Below are 18509 nucleotides of genomic sequence, written 5' to 3'. Positions count from 1 at the left end.
TATGCCGCAAGTGCTGCCGCCACAAGGCTGCCAGGGTTAATCATCGGTTAATCGCTACCGCCCATTGTGCTTTTCACTTGTACAGAACCAAGGCTTATTCATGCGTCGTCTGTTTTTACTTTTTTTTCTCCTGCTCTCGGGTCTGGCCCAGGCGGGAACCAATCCGTTTGAGACCAAACCCGACTTTCTTCCGGTCGGCAAAGCTTTCACTTTCACCTCTGAACGCCTGGAATCCGGTGAAACCCAACTGTTCTGGCAGATTGCCGATGGCTATTACCTGTATCAAAAGCGCCTGAAATTCGATGGCTTGCCTACTGAACAGCATCCAGCGCTGCCGGAAGGCGAAGCTCACAGCGACGAGTTTTTCGGTGATCAGCAGGTCTATCGCCAGGGCCTGGAACTGAAGATTCCCGCCGGTGCCAGCGGCCAGGTCAAGGTGGGTTTCCAGGGCTGTGCCGATGCCGGTTTGTGTTATCCGCCGCAAACGCAAGTTGTCGACCTGGGTGGCACAGCGGCCAGCGTCGCGACAGACGAAGCCGCGGATCAAGCCTTGGCCAATGGCCTGCAGCAGCGGGCACTCGGCTGGAGCCTTCTGGTGTTCTTCGGCCTGGGCCTGCTGCTGGCCTTTACCCCGTGCTCGCTGCCCATGTTGCCGATCCTGGCCGGGCTGATCGTCGGCAGCGGCGCCTCGCCCAAGCGCGGTTTTGCCCTGGCCAGTAGTTATGTGGTGAGCATGGCGCTGATCTATGCGGCGATGGGCGTGCTCGCGGCGCTGCTCGGTGCGAACCTGCAGGCACTGTTACAGAACCCGTGGCTGCTCGGCAGTTTCGCGGCGATTTTCGTCCTGCTGGCGTTGCCGATGTTCGGTTTCTTCGAACTGCAGCTGCCGGTGGCCGTACGCGATCGCCTGGAAAACGTTTCGCGCAATCAGCGTGGTGGCAGTCTGGTCGGCGCCGGTGTACTGGGGGCCTTGTCGGGCCTGCTGGTCGGCCCGTGCATGACCGCTCCGCTGGCCGGCGCCCTGCTCTACATCGCACAAAGCGGTAACGCGCTGCATGGCGGGTTGATCCTGTTTGCCATGGGCATCGGCATCGGCGTGCCACTGTTGCTGCTGGTGACCGTCGGTAATCGCTTCCTGCCCAAACCTGGCGCCTGGATGAACCTGCTCAAAGGCATCTTCGGCTTCCTGTTCCTCGCCACCGCGTTGCTGATGCTGCGCCCAGTGCTGGATGAGTCGCTGTGGGTCGGCTTGTGTGGGGCGTTGCTGTTGATTGCGGCGTATAGCGCCTGGAAACAGTCGGAAGGTTTTGGCCGTGTCGCTCATCTGTTCGGCGCCAGTTCGCTGCTGCTCGGGTTGTGGGGCAGTCTGTTGATGATCGGTGCGGCGGGTGGCGCGGATGATCTGTTCAAGCCATTGCAGGTCTATAGCGGCGCCACAAACCCGGTCGGCCACGACGCCTTCACCACCATCAAGGACCCCGCCGAACTGCAACGGCAACTCGACGCGGCGCAGGCTCAGGGCCAGTGGGTGCTGCTGGATTATTATGCGGACTGGTGCGTGTCGTGCAAGGTCATGGAAAAACAGGTGTTCGCCAAAGCTGACGTGCTCCAAGCCCTGAGCGACGTACGCTTGCTCCGCCTGGACGTCACCGCCGACAATGCCGCCAGTCGCGAACTGCTCGGCCGCTATAAAGTGCCGGGACCGCCGAGCCTGCTATGGATCGGTGCCGATGGCAACGAGCGTCGCAGCCAGCGCATCACTGGCGAGGTCGATGCCACCACTTTCCTGCAACGCTGGACCACCACCCGAGACGCCCGTTAATGCTGACATTCACCCTCGGCACCTTTGCCATCGCGCTTAACCATCTACTGCTGATCAGTGCATTGGCACTGGCGACATTCGTCGGCTGGCGGGTGGCCAAGCGCGGTGGCGAAAACCCCGAGTCGGTGCTGTTCAGTCTGTTCCTGATCGGCATGCTCGCGGCGCGGATCAGTTTCGTCGCCGTTTACTGGATGCACTATCGCAACGATCCCTGGCAGATCATCGACCTGCGCGACGGCGGTTTCCTCGCCTGGCCGGGAGTGATCGCGCTGGTACTTGCCACGCTGTACCGCGCCTGGCGCCGTCCGGGATTGCGTCGCCCGTTGGGCTTTGGCGTGGCGAGTGGCCTGGCCTTCTGGCTGCTGGCGACGTTCTCCTTGAGTATCTACGAACAAGGCACGCGCCTGCCGGACATCACCCTGCGCAACGCCGCCGGTGAAACCGTGCAACTGGCCGACTACAAGGGCGGTCCACTGGTCATCAATCTCTGGGCCACCTGGTGTCCACCGTGTCGCCGGGAAATGCCTGTGCTCGAAAGCGCCCAGCAACAACGCCCGGACCTGACCTTCCTGTTCGTCAACCAGGCGGAAAGCATGCAAAGTGTCAGCACCTTTCTGGAAACCCAGGGCCTTAGCCTGTCCAACGTGCTGTTCGACGGCAGCGGCCGTTTGGGCCATGCCGTCGGCTCCATGGCGTTGCCGACTACGCTGTTCTATAGCCCTGAGGGTCGCCTGCTGGGCAGCCATCTGGGCGAGTTGTCGCAAGCCAGCCTGGCTCGCGCACTGGAAAATTTCGATACCGCTCCTGCCACCTCTTCAAGGAAACTGCCATGCCCCGCCTCCGCCACCTGCTGACCCTGAGCCTGGGTGCCGCCCTGCTGCACCTGCCATCGGTGCAGGCCGAAGAGCTGCCCGAGGCGATCAAGAAGATCGAAGCCAAAGGCGCGAAAATTGTCGGCCAGTTCGACGCTCCCGATGGCCTGCGCGGTTATGCGGCGCAATATCAAAACCGCGGCATGGCGCTGTACCTGACACCGGATGGCAAGCATGTGCTGCTGGGCAATCTGTACGACGCCGAGGGCAATGACCTGAGCAGCGCGCCGTTGCAAAAACTGGTCTACGGGCCAATGTCCAAGGAGGTCTGGGGCAAGTTCGAGGCGAGCAGCTGGATCGGCGACGGCGACAAGAATGCCCCGCGCATCGTCTACCTGTTCAGCGATCCGAACTGCCCCTACTGCAACCTGTTCTGGGAACAGGCGCGGCCATGGGTCAAGGCTGGCAAGGTGCAGTTGCGCCACATCATGGTCGGTATCATTCGCGAAGACAGTCCGGGCAAGTCCGCCGCACTGCTCGCCGCCAAAGACCCGCAAAAAGCCCTGGCGGACCACGAAGCCGCTGGCAAGGGCAGTTCGCTCAAGGCGTTGAAAGATGTACCACCGGCGATTCAAGCGAAACTCGCGGCGAACATGCAGTTGATGGAAGACCTGGAGTTGCAAGCCACGCCGGCGATCTTCTACATGGATGACAAGGGCGAGCTGCAACAGCAGCAAGGTGCGCCGTCGCCGGACAAACTGGTGAAGATTCTCGGACCCAAGTGACCTCATCAGCCCCATCGCGAGCAAGCTCGCAATGGGGCCATTACAACCGACTAGTGTCTCTCGGCTAAAAACCCGAGCAACACTTCAGTGACGAACTGCGGATTTTCCAGATTGGAAATATGCCCCGCGTCCGGCACCCACACACAAGGGCAACCTATCAGCTCGGCCATTTCCCGCGCTTCGCCGGGTGGACGTGGCTTGTCCTGATCGCCACAGATCACCAGCGTCGTCGCGGCGTTCAATTCGCCCAGGCGTGGCAACAGATCCTCTCGGCCAAAGGTGATCCGCCCCATCGGCACGATGCTTTCGCGCAGGCGTTCAGGCGGCAACGCGGCGAGTTTGGCGCGGAAGTCCCGGTACAGTGCCGACTGCGGATCGATGCCCGGACGGAAAAAGATCGGCACCACGATGTCGAGCAATTGCGGCGATATTTCGCCGCTTTCCTCGATCGTCTTGAACAGCGAAAAATAGTATTGCCGGGTCGGCTCCGGCTCGACGCCGACATAGGTGTCCATCAGCACCAGGCCGTTGAGGCGTTGCGCAGACGACAACGCCAACCGCACGCCCCACATGCCACCGACCGAAAGCCCCACCAGCGTGAAGCGTTCTATTTCCAGATGATCGATCAACGCCAGCGCCTGACGGGCGATATCATCCAGCGACCGTGTGCCCTCCGGAAGCCGCCCGGATTCACCATGGCCCCACAAGTCCAGCGCAATCACCCGATACTGTTGCGACAACGCAGCAATCTGCGGCGCCCACATGTTCTGGTCCCACAGGTAACTGCCGGCCAGCAGCACCGCCGGGCCAGTGCCTTGATCAATATAGTGAAGGGCTTGTCCGTCTATGGTCAGGAAGGGCATCGGATGACTCCGCTTGAAAAATGGAGCCGGAAGGCTCAGCTGCTGACGACCGGCAGTCAATCGCGAAAATGTACGCGATTGTACAGCGCCTTGCGATCCAGTTTGCCATGGGGCGGGCTCACGATAATCGTCGACAGTTCAACGATGTAACGCATTCCGGGGCGGGAAATTCAAGCGGGGTCGGTCAATTCGCGAACTGCGGCGCGCTCTGAGTCGCCGGGACCGGCAACACCGCAATTTTGTACGGATCGAATATCCTCAGCATCTGACCGTTATCCCGCAGCCCTTGCAACAACTTGCCGAATGCCTCGCTGCTGATGGGCGAGGCCGGACGCAGGATCGCGTAATGGTGATAGACCTGATCGATGCGCTCGGACACCAGAAATTGATCGGCGACCTTGTTGTTGCGCAAAAAATAGTCGCTGAGATAGGAACGCGTGACCAGGGCGATGTCGGCGCGCCCGCGCAGCACCATCAGCAAGTTGCTGTCATGGGAATACGTCAGCGTAGCGTTGTAGTTCTGCGCGAGGAATTTGGGATCGGCATTGAAGCCGGCAAATTCGTAGTGATAGCCGCTGAACATCGCCAGACGCTTGCCTGTCAGGTCGGCAAAGTAGTTTTGCTGGCGCACTGGCTGACCTTCATGCTGGCGCTGCGCGACAAAAATCTCGGCGTCTTCCAGGCCCATGTCGACACTGGTGTGGGGGATGTCCTTCCAGCCCCAGTCGGGGTTTTCGAAGATCGCCATATCGACCCGCCCTTGTTTGAAATCACCGAAACGCCGGGGAATGGAGGTGGGCACCAGGACGAACTGATAGTCGTTTTGCAGGGCGTTGAGCGCCTCGACCAATTGCGGCAGCAAACCGGTGTCGGCACCGGACTCCGGGCGCACGGTGTAGGGCGGAAAGTGCGCCGCACCGATACGCACCAACTGTGCAGCCTGGGACGGCAGGATCCATAACGCAACAAGCGCCATCAGCAAAAGCCGCGAAGCCGTCCGAATTGGCGAAGACATCAAAACTACCACTCCAAAAAAGTACTGCATCAATGCATTCAAGCTAGGCGGTTTAACCCAATTAGCCAGTTTCCTGCCGACCAATGCAATCTAATTATTTTTCCCCCAGCACCAGAATCAGCGCCTCGTCGGCCAGTTGATCAAGGCTCATGCTGCCACCGGCGCGAAACCAGGTGGTGGTCCAGGACAGTGCCCCGGTGAGAAAGCGTCGCGTGACAAACACATCACCGCGAATGAGACCGGCACTCTTCGCTTCCCCCAGTACCTGCAACCAGATGTCTTCGTAAATATCGCGCAACGCCAGGACCTTGGCCTGACCGTCCTCGGACAGTGAGCGCCATTCGTAGACCAGCACCGCCATGGCCTCGCCACTACCGCCCATGATCGACTGCAATTCACAACGGATCAGCGCCAGCACCCGCTCGCGCACGTTGCTGGCGTCGGCGATGGCTGCACGCATCAGCGCGGTGTTGTAGCGAATGGTCTCCTCCATCACCGCCCGCAGGATTTCTTCCTTGCTTTTGAAGTGATGAAAAATGCTCCCTGACTGAATGCCCACGGCACCGGCCAGATCACGCACCGTGGTGCGTTCGTAGCCTTTATTGCGAAACAGGTGAGCCGCCACTTGCAGGAGCTTGCCGCGGGCACTGTCCGGATCGGTCAATTGGCCGTTTTCGACCAGTTCGTGCATGACCCTCAGGGCTTTTTGCTCGTCCACCCGTTTTCTCCTACAGTCGAGATCACCGCTAAAACAGCGGGGTTGCGCGGGCAATTTAAGCTGCTGCCCGCAACCAAGCAAGCGCTCGGGCAGAAGTTATTTTAGCCGTTTACAAACCAAGCGCTTGCTTGGTAGTCTCAAGGCACTTCTGTCGGAGGTGGTTATGGAGTTGACTGCGCCAAAAACGATCCGCATCGGTTGCGCCAGCGCGTTCTGGGGCGACACCTCGACCGCCGCCGCGCAACTGGTGGAAGCTGGGCGCCTGGACTATCTGGTCTTCGACTACCTGGCGGAAATCACCCTGTCGATCATGGCCGGCGCACGGATGAAAGATCCCCAGGCCGGCTATGCCAGCGACTTTATCGAAGTGCTCAGTCCGCTGCTCAGCCAACTCTGCGAACAAAAGATCCGGGTTATCAGCAACGCCGGCGGGGTCAATCCACAGGCCTGCGCCACCGCGCTGCAAGCGGCGTGCGACAAAGCCGGCGTTGCACTGAAGATCGCCGTCCTGCTGGGCGATGACCTGCAACCGCAGTTCAAACAGCTGGGTTCTCGCGGCATCCATGAGATGTTCAGCGGCGCGCCCCTGCCGCCCCTGTGCGTCTCGACCAACGCTTACCTTGGCGCACCGGGCATTGTCGAAGCCCTGCACCTGGGAGCGGACATCGTGATCACCGGGCGCGTGGTCGACAGCGCGGTGGTCAGCGCCGCGCTGGTGCATGAGTTCGGCTGGTCGTGGCATGACTACGACAAACTGGCCCAGGCGGCCCTGGCCGGCCACATCATCGAATGCGGCGCCCAGTGTACCGGCGGCAACTTCACCGATTGGCGCGACGTGCCCGACTACGAACACATCGGATTTCCCATCGTCGAAGTCAGCGCCGACAGCCAGTTCATCGTCAGCAAACCCGAAGGCTCTGGCGGGCTGGTCACCCCGCTGACGGTGGGCGAGCAAATGCTTTATGAAATCGGCGACCCAAGGGCCTATCTGCTGCCCGACGTGGTCTGCGATTTCACCCGGGTCAAACTCGTGCAGCAAGGCAAAAACGCGGTGCAGGTGCACGGTGCGAAGGGATTGCCGCCGACCGATCAATACAAAGTCAGCGCCACCTACCCGGATGGTTTTCGCTGCACCGCCAGTTGCCTGATCGCCGGCATCGATGCGGTCGACAAGGCTCGGCGGGTCAGCGAAGCGATCATCAACAAGACCTCGGAGATCTTCAGCCAGCGCGGCTGGGCGCCCTATAGCGAGGTCAACATCGAACTGCTCGGCAGCGAGGCCACTTACGGCCCCCATGGCCAGCGTCGCGACAGTCGCGAAGTGGTGATCAAACTCGCCGTGCGCCACCCGAATAAACAGGCATTGATCGTGTTCTCCCGGGAAATCGCCCAGGCCGCCACCGGCATGGCACCGGGCCTGACCGGGATTGTCGGCGGCCGCCCCACCGTGTACCCGCTGATCCGCTTGTTCTCGTTCCTGATCGACAAAACCGCCTGCACGCTGGAAATTGATCTCATGGGCCAGCGCCATCCATGCGCCCTGCCCGCCGTCGATCTGCTCGACAGCGCCGACTTGCCCGTGCCGCTCGAACCACCCAAACCTGCGGGCATGGCCGACGCCAGCGTGGCGCTGGTCAAACTGGCGGTGGCCCGTTCGGGCGACAAGGGCAACCACAGCAACATCGGCGTGATGGCCCGCGACCCCGAGTACCTGCCCTGGATCGCCGAAGCCTTGACCCCGGCGGTGCTCGTCGACTGGATGAGCCATGTGCTGGACCCGATCCATGGCCGTGTCGAGCGCTGGTATCTACCCGCCACCCACAGCCTGAACTTCCTCCTGGAAAACGCCCTCGGGGGCGGCGGTGTCGCCAGTCTGCGGATCGACCCACAAGGCAAGGCGTTCGCCCAGCAACTGCTGGAAATCCAGATTCCGGTGCCGCAGCGCATCGCCGACCAGGTCAACTAGAGGGCTGCCGCCATGGCCTACGATTCGATTTTCAAAGCCGATTTGTTTGCAGGTTTTACCGTCATCGTCACCGGTGGCGGCAGTGGCATTGGCCGTTGCACCGCCCACGAACTGGCCGCCCTCGGCGCGCACGTGCTGCTGGTCGGACGCAAGGCCGACAAGTTGAAAACCGTCGCTACCGAAATTACCGAAGACGGCGGCAGGGCCGACTGGAGCACTTGCGACATTCGCGAGGAAGATGCAGTGACGCACCTGGTTGGCGAACTGATCCGCAAGCACGGCCCGATCCACGGTCTGGTCAACAATGCCGGCGGGCAGTACCCGTCGCCCTTGGCTTCGATCAATCAGAAGGGGTTCGAAACGGTGATGCGCACCAATCTGGTCGGCGGTTTCCTGATGGCCCGGGAAGTGTTCAACCAGTCCATGAGCAAGCACGGCGGCGCCATCGTCAATATGCTCGCCGACATGTGGGGCGGCATGCCGGGCATGGGCCACTCGGGCGCCGCGCGTTCCGGCATGGACAACCTGACCAAGACCGCGGCGTTCGAGTGGGGTTACGCCGGGGTGCGGGTCAACGCCGTGGCACCGGGCTGGATCGCGTCCAGTGGCATGGACACCTATGAAGGCGCGTTCAAGGCGGTGATCCCGACCTTGCGCGAACACGTGCCGCTCAAGCGGATCGGCACCGAGTCGGAGGTCAGCGCGGCCATCGTTTTCCTGCTCAGCCCGGCGGCGGCGTTCATCAGTGGCAGTACCCTGCGCATCGATGGCGCCGCGAGTCTCGGTGGCCGCGCATGGCCGATTCACAAGGCGACCAACAGTGAGTCGTACAACGGCTTTCACCGTGCGTACCTTCCAGACGTGCTCAAGGATAAGGAATAACCCATGCCGGTGATTCAGTCGCAACTCGATCCCCACAGCGAACAGTTCGCCCGCAATCGCGCGGCCATGCTGGTGGGGATCGAGCAGGTCCGCGAACTCGAGCAGAACCTGTTGAACAAGGCGGCCGAGGCCAAGCCCAAGTTCGACAAGCGCGGACAATTGCTGCCCCGCGAACGCCTCAATCTGCTGCTGGACCCCGGCGCGCCCTTCCTCGAACTGGCGAGCCTGGCCGGTTACAAACTGCACGATGACAAGGATGGCAGCTCGGCCGGTGGCGGCCTGATCGCCGGCATCGGTTATGTGTCCGGCGTGCGCACTCTGGTGGTGGCGAACAACAGTGCGATCAAGGGCGGGACCATTTCCCCCAGCGGTTTGAAAAAGTCCCTGCGCCTGCAACAGATCGCCATGGAAAACAAACTGCCGGTGATCACCCTGGCCGAAAGCGGTGGCGCCAACCTCAACTACGCGGCGGATATTTTCGTCGAAGGCGCGCGCAGCTTTGCCAATCAGGCGCGGATGTCAGCCATGGGCCTGCCGCAGATCACCGTGGTGCATGGCTCGGCAACGGCGGGCGGTGCTTATCAACCCGGATTGTCGGATTACGTGGTGGTAGTACGGGGCAAGGCCAAGCTGTTTCTCGCCGGCCCGCCTCTGCTCAAGGCGGCGACTGGTGAAGTGGCGACCGACGAAGCGCTAGGCGGCGCCGAGATGCACGCGCAAATCGCCGGCACCGCTGAATACCTGGCGGAAAACGATGCCGACGGTGTGCGTCAGGTGCGCGAGATCGTCAGCCTGTTGCCGTGGAACGACCGGTTGCCTGCGCTACCGGAACGTCACTGGGAAGAACCGCTCTACCCCATCGACGAATTGCTTGGCCTGATCCCGGATGATCCGAAAAAGCCCTACGACGTCCGCGAGATCATCGCCCGTATCGCCGACGGTTCGAACTTCCTCGAGTTCAAGGGCGAGTTCGACCAGCAAACCGTCTGCGGCCAACTGAAAATCCAGGGCCGCGCCTGCGGCTTCATCGGCAACAACGGCCCGATCACGCCCCAGGGCGCGAGCAAGGCTGCACAGTTCATCCAGCTGTGCGACCAGAGCCAGACGCCGCTGCTGTTTTTTCATAACACCACGGGATTCATGGTCGGCACCGAATCGGAGCAGCAAGGCGTGATCAAGCATGGCGCAAAAATGATTCAAGCGGTGGCCAACGCCCGGGTGCCGAAACTGACGATCGTCGTCGGCGGTTCCTATGGCGCCGGCAACTATGCGATGTGCGGCCGCGGCCTCGACCCGCGCTTCATCTTCGCCTGGCCCAATAGCCGCACGGCGGTGATGGGCGGTGCCCAGGCCGGCAAAGTGCTGCGCATCGTCACCGAGGCCAAACAGGCCAAGGACGGCCAGGTGCCCGATCCGAAAATGCTCGACATGCTGGAACAGGTCACCGCGCAGAAACTCGACAGTCAGTCCACGGCGCTCTACGGCAGTGCCAGTCTATGGGACGACGGCCTGATCGATCCGCGCGATACCCGGACCTTGCTCGGTTACTTGCTGGATATCTGTCACGAGGCCGAGGTACGGCCGCTGCACGCCAACAGTTTTGGTGTCGCACGGTTCTAGGCCGGCGACCAAAGGGAGAACAATAAAAATGATTTTCACCCAGGAACACGAAGCCCTGCGCCGCACCGTCCGCCAATTCGTCGACAACGAGATCAATCCCCACGTCGAAGAATGGGAAAAGGCCGGACGCTTTCCGATCCACGAGATTTTCCGCAAGGCTGGCGACCTTGGCCTGCTGGGGATATCCAAACCGGAAAAATTCGGCGGCATGGGCCTGGACTACAGCTACTCGATCGTCGCCGCCGAAGAATTCGGCACCATTCATTGCGGTGGCATTCCCATGTCCATCGGCGTGCAGACCGACATGTGCACCCCGGCCCTGGCGCGTTTCGGCTCCGATGAATTGCGCGACGAATTCCTCCGTCCCGCGATCAGCGGCGAGCAAGTCGGCTGCATCGGCGTCTCCGAAGTCGGTGCCGGTTCCGACGTGGCCGGGTTGAAGACCACCGCGCGAAAGGACGGCGACGATTACGTGATCAACGGCAGCAAGATGTGGATTACCAATTCGCCGTGCGCCGATTTCATCTGTTTACTGGCCAATACGTCGGACGACAAACCGCACATCAACAAATCACTGATCATGGTGCCGATGAACACGCCGGGGATCAGCCTCAGCTCGCACCTGGACAAACTCGGCATGCGCAGTTCGGAAACCGCCCAGGTGTTTTTCGACAACGTGCGTGTGCCGCAACGCAATCGCATCGGCCATGAAGGCGCCGGGTTCATGATGCAGATGCTGCAGTTCCAGGAGGAACGCCTGTTCGGCGCGGCGAACATGATCAAGGGGCTGGAGTACTGCGTCGACAGCACGATCGAGTACTGCAAGGAGCGCAAGACCTTCGGCAGTGCATTGATCGACAACCAGGTCATTCACTTTCGCCTGGCCGAACTGCAAACCGAAATCGAATGCCTGCGAGCGCTGGTCTATCAGGCCACCGAGCAATACATCAAGGGTCATGACGTCACTCGCCTCGCGTCCATGGCCAAGCTCAAGGCCGGCCGGTTGGGCCGCGAAGTCAGCGACAGCTGCCTGCAATACTGGGGCGGCATGGGCTTCATGTGGGACAACCCGGTGGCCCGCGCCTACCGCGATGTACGGCTGGTGTCGATCGGCGGCGGTGCTGACGAAATCATGCTGGGGATCATCTGCAAACTCATGGGCATCCTGCCGGGGAAAAAGAAATGAGCACCTTGCCGGTTTGCCAAACCTTGCTGCTGGAGCCGCATAACGGCGTGCTGCACATCACCCTCAATCGCCCGGACAGCCGCAACGCCATGAGCTTGCAGATGGTCAGCGAACTGCGCGCGGTGCTGGCCGCGGTACGCGATGACCGGACGACCCGCGCCCTGGTCATTGGCGGGGCCGGCGGGCATTTCTGTGCAGGCGGCGACATCAAGGACATGGCCAATGCCCGCGCCCAGGGCCAGGATGCTTACCGCGATTTGAACCGCGCCTTCGGTGCCTTGCTCGAAGAAACCCAGCATGCGCCACAAGTGGTGATCACCGTGTTGCAAGGCGCAGTGCTGGGCGGCGGTTTCGGCCTGGCCTGTGTCAGTGACATCGCCCTGGCCGATCATCAGGCGCAATTCGGCCTGCCGGAAACCAGCCTCGGCCTGCTGCCGGCCCAGATCGCGCCGTTCGTGGTCCAGCGCATTGGTTTGACCCAGGCCCGGCGACTGGCCCTGACGGCGGCGCGATTCGATGGGACCCAGGCGCGGCGGATGGGGCTGGTGCATTTTGTCGAGCACGATCCACAAGCACTGGCCGAACGCCTCGATGAGGTGTTGGCCCATGTGCTGTGTTGTGCGCCGGGGGCGAATGCGGCGACCAAAAAACTGTTGCTGGCGAGTGCTCCACAACCCTCGGATGAGCTGCTGAACGAAGCCGCGCAGTGGTTCAGCGAGGCGGTGACCGGGGCCGAAGGTATCGAGGGAACGATGGCCTTTGTGCAGAAGCGTAAACCGGGGTGGGCCTCCTGAAAAACATCGCTGGCAAGCCAGCTCCCACGGTGGATTTGTGCCACACACAACCCTGTGGGAGCTGGCTTGCCAGCGAAGAGGCCAGCACTTTCACCGCAAAACCAAGGGAAAAACCCATGCCCGCACTCAAAAAAATCCTCATCGCCAACCGCGGTGAAATCGCCTGCCGCATCCAGCGCACCGCCCAGGCCCTGGGCTACCGCACCGTCGCCGTGTTCAGCGATGCCGACGCCGATGCGCTGCATGTGCGGATGGCCGACGAAGCGGTGAACATCGGCCCGGCTCCGGTGCAACAGTCTTATCTGAACATCCCGGCCATCATCGAGGCCGCCCGGCTCACCGGCGCGGATGCGATCCATCCCGGCTACGGCTTTCTCTCGGAAAACGCCGGTTTCGCCCTCGCCTGCCAGCACGCCGGCATCACCTTCATCGGCCCCAGCCCCGAGGCGATTGAGTTGATGGGCAGCAAACGCCTGTCGAAGATCGCCATGCTCGAGGCCGGTGTGCCGTGCATCAAAGGCTATCAAGGTGCCGAACAGGACGACGCGACCCTGAGCCGCGAAGCCGAACGCATCGGCTATCCGCTGATGATCAAGGCCAGCGCTGGCGGTGGCGGACGCGGCATGCGCCTGGTACAAGCGGCCAGCAACTTGCCGGAGCAGCTTCGCACCGCGCGCTCCGAAGCCCTGCACGGTTTTGGCAGCGAAGAACTGATCCTCGAACAGGCCCTGATCGAACCACGGCATGTCGAAGTTCAATTGTTCGGCGATCAGCACGGCAACCTGATCTACCTCGGCGAACGGGATTGTTCGATTCAACGCCGCCATCAGAAGGTCATCGAGGAAGCCCCCTGCCCGGTCATGACCACCGAGCTGCGCCAGGCCATGGGTGAAGCGGCGCTCAAGGCAGGGCGCGCGGTGAATTACGTAGGTGCCGGAACGGTGGAGTTCCTGCTGGATGCGCGCGGACAGTTTTTCTTTCTGGAAATGAACACGCGGCTGCAGGTGGAGCATCCGGTGACGGAGCTGATCACTGGGCTTGATCTGGTGGCCTGGCAACTGAATATCGCCGAGGGGCAGCCTTTGCCGCTGCGTCAGGAACAGGTGCAACTCAACGGCCACGCCATGGAAGTCCGGCTGTATGCCGAGGACCCGGCCCAGGGTTTTCTGCCGCAGACCGGGCGCGTCGAAGCTTGGGAACCCGCCGCGCAAAACGGTGCACGGATCGACCATGGCCTGATCGAAGGCCAACAGATCAGCCCTTTCTATGACCCCATGCTGGGCAAGATCATCGCCCATGGCGCCACCCGCGAGGAAGCCCGGCGCAAGTTACTGCGAGCGGTGCAGGACACCGTGCTGCTGGGGGTGCAGAGCAATCAGCGTTTGCTCGCCAGCCTGCTGGATCATCCACAATTCATCAGCGGCGAATTCAGCACCGGGTTCATCGCGCAGCATTTCGCCGACCATTCCTGCCTGCACCCACATGTCCCCGGCGCCGAGGAACTGGCAATTGCCGCGGCGCTGTTCTATCAGGCCTCTGCTCAATCGCATCGCGCTCCGCTGGTCGGTTGGCGCAACAACGCCAGTGTGCCGCTCCAGTATTGTCTGGGTTTGGAGGATCAGACGTGGTCGGTGGAGCTGAAGGCTATGCCGGGCAAGGCCTACCGGATTCAGACCGCGACCCGCGGCCTGGATCTGATCATCATCGAGTGCGACGGGCGCTGGGCCACTTTGGAAATCGACGGCATCCGCAAGCGCCATGCCTACCGAATGGAGGCCGGGCAACTATGCCTGTTCACCTGTCCGGGTAGCTTGATCCTGACAGACCGGACCCAGGCGCTGGTCAGCAGTCTGGCCAGCGTCAGTTCCGGCACCTTAAAGGCGCCAATGGACGGAGCGATCGTCGATGTGCTGGTCCGTGAAGGCAGCCCGGTGAGCAAAGGCCAATTGCTGGTGGTGCTGGAGGCCATGAAGATGGAGCATCCGCTCAAGTCGGGCATCGACGGCGTCCTCAAGCGCTTGCAGGTGCAGGTGGGCGATCAGGTGAAAAACCGACAGATTCTGTTGGAGGTCGAATAAGCCGCTAGGCGGATCCGCCGGGTTTGGCTACGCTCAAGCCCTATCAGGACGCGGATACCAGGAACCCTGCAATGCCTCACTGGCTGGTCATTGATCTGGAAGCCACCACCGATGAAGGTGGCTGGCCCATCACGGAAATGGAAATCATCGAAATCGGCGCCAGCCTGGTGGACCGCAAGGGCCGGGAGCTGGACCACTTCCAGCGCTTCGTCAAGCCGGCACGGCGTCCGTTACTGACATCGTTTTGCCGGGAACTGACCCACATAACCCAGGCCAATATTGATGCCGCGCAGCCATTGGACGAGGTATGGGCATCGTTCGAGCGTTGGCTCGGCCAACATCGCACGCACCTTGAAGGCTGGGCCAGTTGGGGCGATTACGATCGCAAACAGCTGCTTCAGGAATGGCAGCGCCTGCACATCGACAGTGCACTGGCCAAGGTGCACCACATGAACCTCAAGCAGCGCTTTGCCAAGGTCCGACGCCTGGAGCGCCCACTGGGGCTCAATGGTGCCCTGCAACTGGCGGGTTTGCAGTTCACCGGCCAGCAACACCGGGCGCTGGAAGATGCGCGCAATACCGCACGGCTGCTGCCACTGGTTCTTCCCCTTTAGAGAGGTGACTCGGCGTTGGGCGTTGTGCATACTGGCCGGCCCTTTTTAGCCCTTTTCGAGGAATCGCCCATGTTTAAAGTCAACGAGTACTTCGACGGCAACGTCAAGTCGATCGCCTTTGACAACGCTGAAGGTCAGGCGACCATCGGTGTCATGGCTCCGGGTGACTACGACTTCGGTACCAGCCAGCGTGAAATCATGCACGTGGTGTCCGGCGCGTTGACCATTCAACTGCCGGATAGCACCGAATGGGAAACTTTCAACGCCGGCGACCAGTTCAACGTTCCGGCCAACAGCAAGTTCAAGGTGAAAGTGGCCGTCACCACTGCTTACCTGTGCGAATACCGCGGCTAAACCCCGGGTTTCACAGCAGCAAAATAATGCCCGTGTCCAAGGACACGGGCATTATTTATTGAGCGCCGTTACTCGAGGATGGTCACCGGCATACCGACTTGCAGCCGGCCATTGCCGTCATTGACCAGATTCTGGCCGAACATCGCGCCATCGGCTTCGGACCGGTACTTCTGCAGGGAGGCCAGGGGTTCGCGATCTGCGCTGCGCTCGCCGGTCTGCGGATCGATGGTGGTCAAAATGCAACGCGCGCACGACTTGACCACCCGGAACTCGACATCACCAATGCGAATGCGCTTCCAGCTATCCTCGGCATACGCCTCGCTGCCTTCGATCACCAGATTCGGCCGAAAACGCAGCATTTCCAGCTCACGTCCGACTTTTTGCGACAGGTCTTCCAGCGATGCCTGGCCGATCAGCAGCAGCGGATACCCATCGGCAAACGCCACCTGATCGTCGTCCTTGCCATAACCGGCCTCGGTCATGCGCGCACGCTCCAATGGCACTTGTACCAGGCGGGTCGGTTTGCCAATGAATTGGCTGACCCATGCGCCCGCTTCATCGCCGGCATCGGGCACACGCAGGGTGTCGCGCCAGATGGTGACGCCACGCAGTTCGGCGTCGCTTGCGGGCAAGGCGATATCGATCGGTGAGTGGTCGGGGGCGCTGAGGGTCAGGCCGCCTTCAGCATTCCACAACGCTGACAATTGGCTCATTTGCGCCACCGCACGCTGGGTCAGAAAGCGCCCACTGGCCTCGTCGACCAGCATCCAGCGTCGATCTCCGTCCAGCCCCAGTTTGTCGAGGCTGACCTGCTGCAAAGGCTCACCCTTGCCAGATTTCAACGGATAACGATAAAGCGCGCTCAGACGCAACATGACCTGCTCCCTGGGAGGTAAAAACGCCACCCTATACGAGCTTGATCGCTGAATCAAAGGCCAAAAAACAGTGGGAGCGGCTCGCCGGATAAAGCGACGTCACAGACTCAGCCGGCTCCTACAGGTTGTTTGCGGGCGTGTTCAGGCCGGCACGGCGTCGAGCATCAGGCGCTGGCGCACCACGTCGACGAGTTTGTCGGGCTGGAACTTGGAGAGGAAATTATCGCAGCCAACCTTCTTGACCATGGAGTCATTGAAGCTGCCGGACAAAGACGTGTGCAACACCACATACAGGCCTCGCAAACGTGGATCGTTGCGGATCTCGGTGGTCAGGCGATAGCCGTCCATTTCCGGCATTTCCGCATCGGTGAAAACCATCAACAGTTTGTCGGTCATGTTGACGCCGGTATCGGCCCAGCCCTTGAGCATGTTCAGCGCCTTCAAGCCATCGCTGGCAATGTGCATCTTTACGCCCAACTGCCCCAGCGTGTCACGCAACTGCGTCAGGGCCACATTCGAGTCATCCACCAGCAACACTTCACGACCACGGGCACGCTCCAGCACCGGATCGTCGAGCTTGTCGCGGGATACCTTGGCGTTGTAAGGGACGATTTCCGCCAGGACTTTTTCAACGTCGATGATTTCCACCAACTGATCATCGACCTTGCTGATGGCGGTCAGGTAATGCTGACGACCGGCGCTGGTCGGCGGCGGCAGAATGGCTTCCCAGTTCATATTGACGATACGGTCCACACCCCCCACCAGGAATGCCTGTACCGAACGGTTGTACTCGGTGACGATGATCGTGCTGTTCGGGCCTGGCACCAGTGGACGCATGCCGATGGCCTGGGACAGGTCAATCACCGGCAGGGTCTGGCCACGCAGGTTGACCACGCCACAAACGAACGGGTGACGCTGAGGCATCAGGGTCAGCTTCGGCAGCTGCAAGACTTCCTGCACTTTAAAGACGTTGATCGCAAACAATTGCCGTCCGGCCAGCCGGAACATGAGAATTTCCAGGCGATTCTCACCCACCAGTTGCGTACGTTGGTCTACCGTATCGAGAATGCCGGCCATTCAATGACTCCTGGGCTTGTTCTGATGAATTCACTATTAGAAGGTTATCGGCTGTTTTTGCCGGAGCTTGACCCCTTGCAAAATGCCACGCACAGGCATTGATGTCACATTAACATCATGCTTTACTGGCGTTGTGATTTCATCTGCTACACTCCTGCAACGCGACCACAGCTTTCGCGTTCGGTTCCTTTGCGTAAGGGATTCCCCTAGCATCAATCAGGTAAAACCTGATATTCGCAATATCCAATAGCCATTAATGTGACGCCATTCTCATTGCATGAATGGAGTCAGGCTTGTGTGTGCGATTGCAGGTAAGTGGCCAGCCACCCTTTCGATTACTACTGCCCGCACTCCAGCCGGCTGTAGCGCGATCCCACGACCAAACGGTTACGTCGGGACGCTGTCCGTCCTGATCGACACGCGCGACATCCCCTCATTAGTCATGACGTTGTGGAGATAAGCATGCCGAACAATCGCAATGAATGGGCACAGCGGATCCCTGAATTTCTCGTCGAAGCTGAAACACTCCTGGCCAAGACCGAGGAATGCCTGAGTCATTTGCAACTGATCAGCAATGACAAGGACGCGATCGACTGCATGCTCAGTACCCTCCTCAAGCTGGCCAACAAGGCCGATGCCCTGGCGCTGGCCGCTGTTTCGGAATTCTCCTTACACATACACGGCTTGCTCAATCATGCGCAGAATCATATGGATCTGCATGACGAGGCCCTGAGCGCGCTGAAAGACTGCCTGACACTGATTGCCTGGCAACTCGAACTCATCGACCAGAAAACCGGCCAGCTCAGCCTTGATGAAAGTGAACAGACCACCCTGATTGAAGCGTTTGCCTGTCAGGTTGGACAAAGTCAGTTTCGGCCACCGATTAACTCCAAACCCTTCACAATCATTTCCTATGCTGAACAGAGTTAAAACGACAGAACGACCCGTATTTCTTTTTTCCCGATGACGACTCAGTAACTTGAGCAAACACACATCGCAACTGGCTATTGCATATTTAAGCGACAACCCCCAACAAATAACTAATCTC

Annotated in this window: 17 protein-coding genes; 12 read left to right on the top strand and 5 right to left on the bottom strand. The window is 60.6% G+C overall.

Features of this window, described 5'->3' with window-relative positions:
- Positions 1 to 100 precede the first annotated feature (100 nt).
- Genes dsbD through dsbG form a run of 3 tightly spaced genes read left to right on the top strand, consistent with a single transcriptional unit; the run spans position 101 to position 3419 of the window.
- Positions 101 to 1822, top strand: a complete 1722-nt coding sequence (gene dsbD / locus GQ39_RS03320; RefSeq protein ID WP_047527278.1) for a protein-disulfide reductase DsbD — start codon at positions 101 to 103, stop codon at positions 1820 to 1822.
- Positions 1822 to 2676: a TlpA disulfide reductase family protein gene (locus GQ39_RS03315; protein WP_047527276.1), complete on the top strand. Its 855-nt coding sequence runs from the start codon at positions 1822 to 1824 to the stop codon at positions 2674 to 2676. Before dsbD ends, GQ39_RS03315 begins: the two co-directional genes overlap by 1 nt.
- The gene (gene dsbG, locus GQ39_RS03310) at positions 2652 to 3419 is read left to right on the top strand and encodes a thiol:disulfide interchange protein DsbG (RefSeq protein WP_047527275.1); all 768 of its coding nucleotides are present in this window, start codon (positions 2652 to 2654) and stop codon (positions 3417 to 3419) included. The genes GQ39_RS03315 and dsbG overlap by 25 nt, the downstream gene beginning before the upstream one ends.
- Positions 3420 to 3469: 50 nt before the next feature.
- Here the strand turns inward: dsbG and GQ39_RS03305 are convergent, their stop codons facing one another.
- From GQ39_RS03305 to GQ39_RS03295, 3 genes are all read right to left on the bottom strand, one after another.
- Positions 3470 to 4282: an alpha/beta fold hydrolase gene (locus GQ39_RS03305; RefSeq protein ID WP_047527273.1), complete on the bottom strand. Its 813-nt coding sequence runs from the start codon at positions 4280 to 4282 to the stop codon at positions 3470 to 3472.
- Between the two features lie 184 nt (positions 4283 to 4466).
- Positions 4467 to 5297, bottom strand: coding sequence for a substrate-binding periplasmic protein (locus GQ39_RS03300; protein ID WP_081998002.1), 831 nt, complete (start codon positions 5295 to 5297; stop codon positions 4467 to 4469).
- 94 nt (positions 5298 to 5391) lie between these two features.
- A complete protein-coding gene (locus GQ39_RS03295; protein ID WP_047527272.1) occupies positions 5392 to 6015 on the bottom strand; it encodes a TetR/AcrR family transcriptional regulator in 624 nt (207 codons plus the stop codon).
- A gap of 163 nt (positions 6016 to 6178) precedes the next feature.
- On the opposite strand from GQ39_RS03295, the gene GQ39_RS03290 reads away from it, so the two are divergent.
- From GQ39_RS03290 to ppnP, 8 genes are all read left to right on the top strand, one after another.
- Positions 6179 to 7981 (top strand): acyclic terpene utilization AtuA family protein, encoded by a 1803-nt coding sequence (locus tag GQ39_RS03290; protein WP_047527271.1) that lies wholly within the window; start codon positions 6179 to 6181, stop codon positions 7979 to 7981.
- 12 nt (positions 7982 to 7993) lie between these two features.
- On the top strand, positions 7994 to 8863 hold the full coding sequence (locus tag GQ39_RS03285) for an SDR family oxidoreductase (RefSeq protein WP_047527270.1): 870 nt from the start codon (positions 7994 to 7996) through the stop codon (positions 8861 to 8863).
- A 3-nt stretch (positions 8864 to 8866) separates the two neighbouring features.
- The gene (gene atuC, locus GQ39_RS03280) at positions 8867 to 10483 is read left to right on the top strand and encodes a geranyl-CoA carboxylase subunit beta (protein WP_047527269.1); all 1617 of its coding nucleotides are present in this window, start codon (positions 8867 to 8869) and stop codon (positions 10481 to 10483) included.
- A 28-nt stretch (positions 10484 to 10511) separates the two neighbouring features.
- Positions 10512 to 11669, top strand: coding sequence for a citronellyl-CoA dehydrogenase (gene atuD, locus GQ39_RS03275; protein WP_047527267.1), 1158 nt, complete (start codon positions 10512 to 10514; stop codon positions 11667 to 11669).
- Entirely contained in the window at positions 11666 to 12463 is a 798-nt protein-coding gene (locus tag GQ39_RS03270) for an enoyl-CoA hydratase/isomerase family protein (protein ID WP_047527266.1), read from the top strand. The genes atuD and GQ39_RS03270 overlap by 4 nt, the downstream gene beginning before the upstream one ends.
- A 116-nt stretch (positions 12464 to 12579) precedes the next feature.
- Complete coding sequence (locus GQ39_RS03265; RefSeq protein ID WP_047527265.1) at positions 12580 to 14541, top strand: acetyl/propionyl/methylcrotonyl-CoA carboxylase subunit alpha; 1962 nt, start codon at positions 12580 to 12582, stop codon at positions 14539 to 14541.
- A 71-nt stretch (positions 14542 to 14612) separates the two neighbouring features.
- Positions 14613 to 15155, top strand: a complete 543-nt coding sequence (locus tag GQ39_RS03260) for an exonuclease domain-containing protein (RefSeq protein WP_047527264.1) — start codon at positions 14613 to 14615, stop codon at positions 15153 to 15155.
- Positions 15156 to 15224: 69 nt separating this feature from the next.
- A complete protein-coding gene (gene ppnP / locus GQ39_RS03255; RefSeq protein WP_047527262.1) occupies positions 15225 to 15509 on the top strand; it encodes a pyrimidine/purine nucleoside phosphorylase in 285 nt (94 codons plus the stop codon).
- Between the two features lie 68 nt (positions 15510 to 15577).
- On the opposite strand, the gene GQ39_RS03250 is transcribed toward ppnP, so the two are convergent.
- Entirely contained in the window at positions 15578 to 16384 is an 807-nt protein-coding gene (locus GQ39_RS03250) for an MOSC domain-containing protein (protein ID WP_047527261.1), read from the bottom strand.
- Positions 16385 to 16525: 141 nt separating this feature from the next.
- The gene (locus GQ39_RS03245; RefSeq protein WP_047527259.1) at positions 16526 to 17461 is read right to left on the bottom strand and encodes a chemotaxis protein CheV; all 936 of its coding nucleotides are present in this window, start codon (positions 17459 to 17461) and stop codon (positions 16526 to 16528) included.
- Between the two features lie 462 nt (positions 17462 to 17923).
- On the opposite strand from GQ39_RS03245, the gene GQ39_RS03240 reads away from it, so the two are divergent.
- Positions 17924 to 18391, top strand: a complete 468-nt coding sequence (locus GQ39_RS03240; RefSeq protein WP_047527258.1) for a hypothetical protein — start codon at positions 17924 to 17926, stop codon at positions 18389 to 18391.
- The last annotated feature ends 118 nt before the right edge of the window (positions 18392 to 18509 follow it).

It is taken from the genome of Pseudomonas sp. 11/12A (assembly GCF_000800055.1).
GTDB classification, from domain to species: domain Bacteria; phylum Pseudomonadota; class Gammaproteobacteria; order Pseudomonadales; family Pseudomonadaceae; genus Aquipseudomonas; species Aquipseudomonas mohnii.
This window is presented reverse-complemented; position numbering and strand designations above follow the sequence as displayed.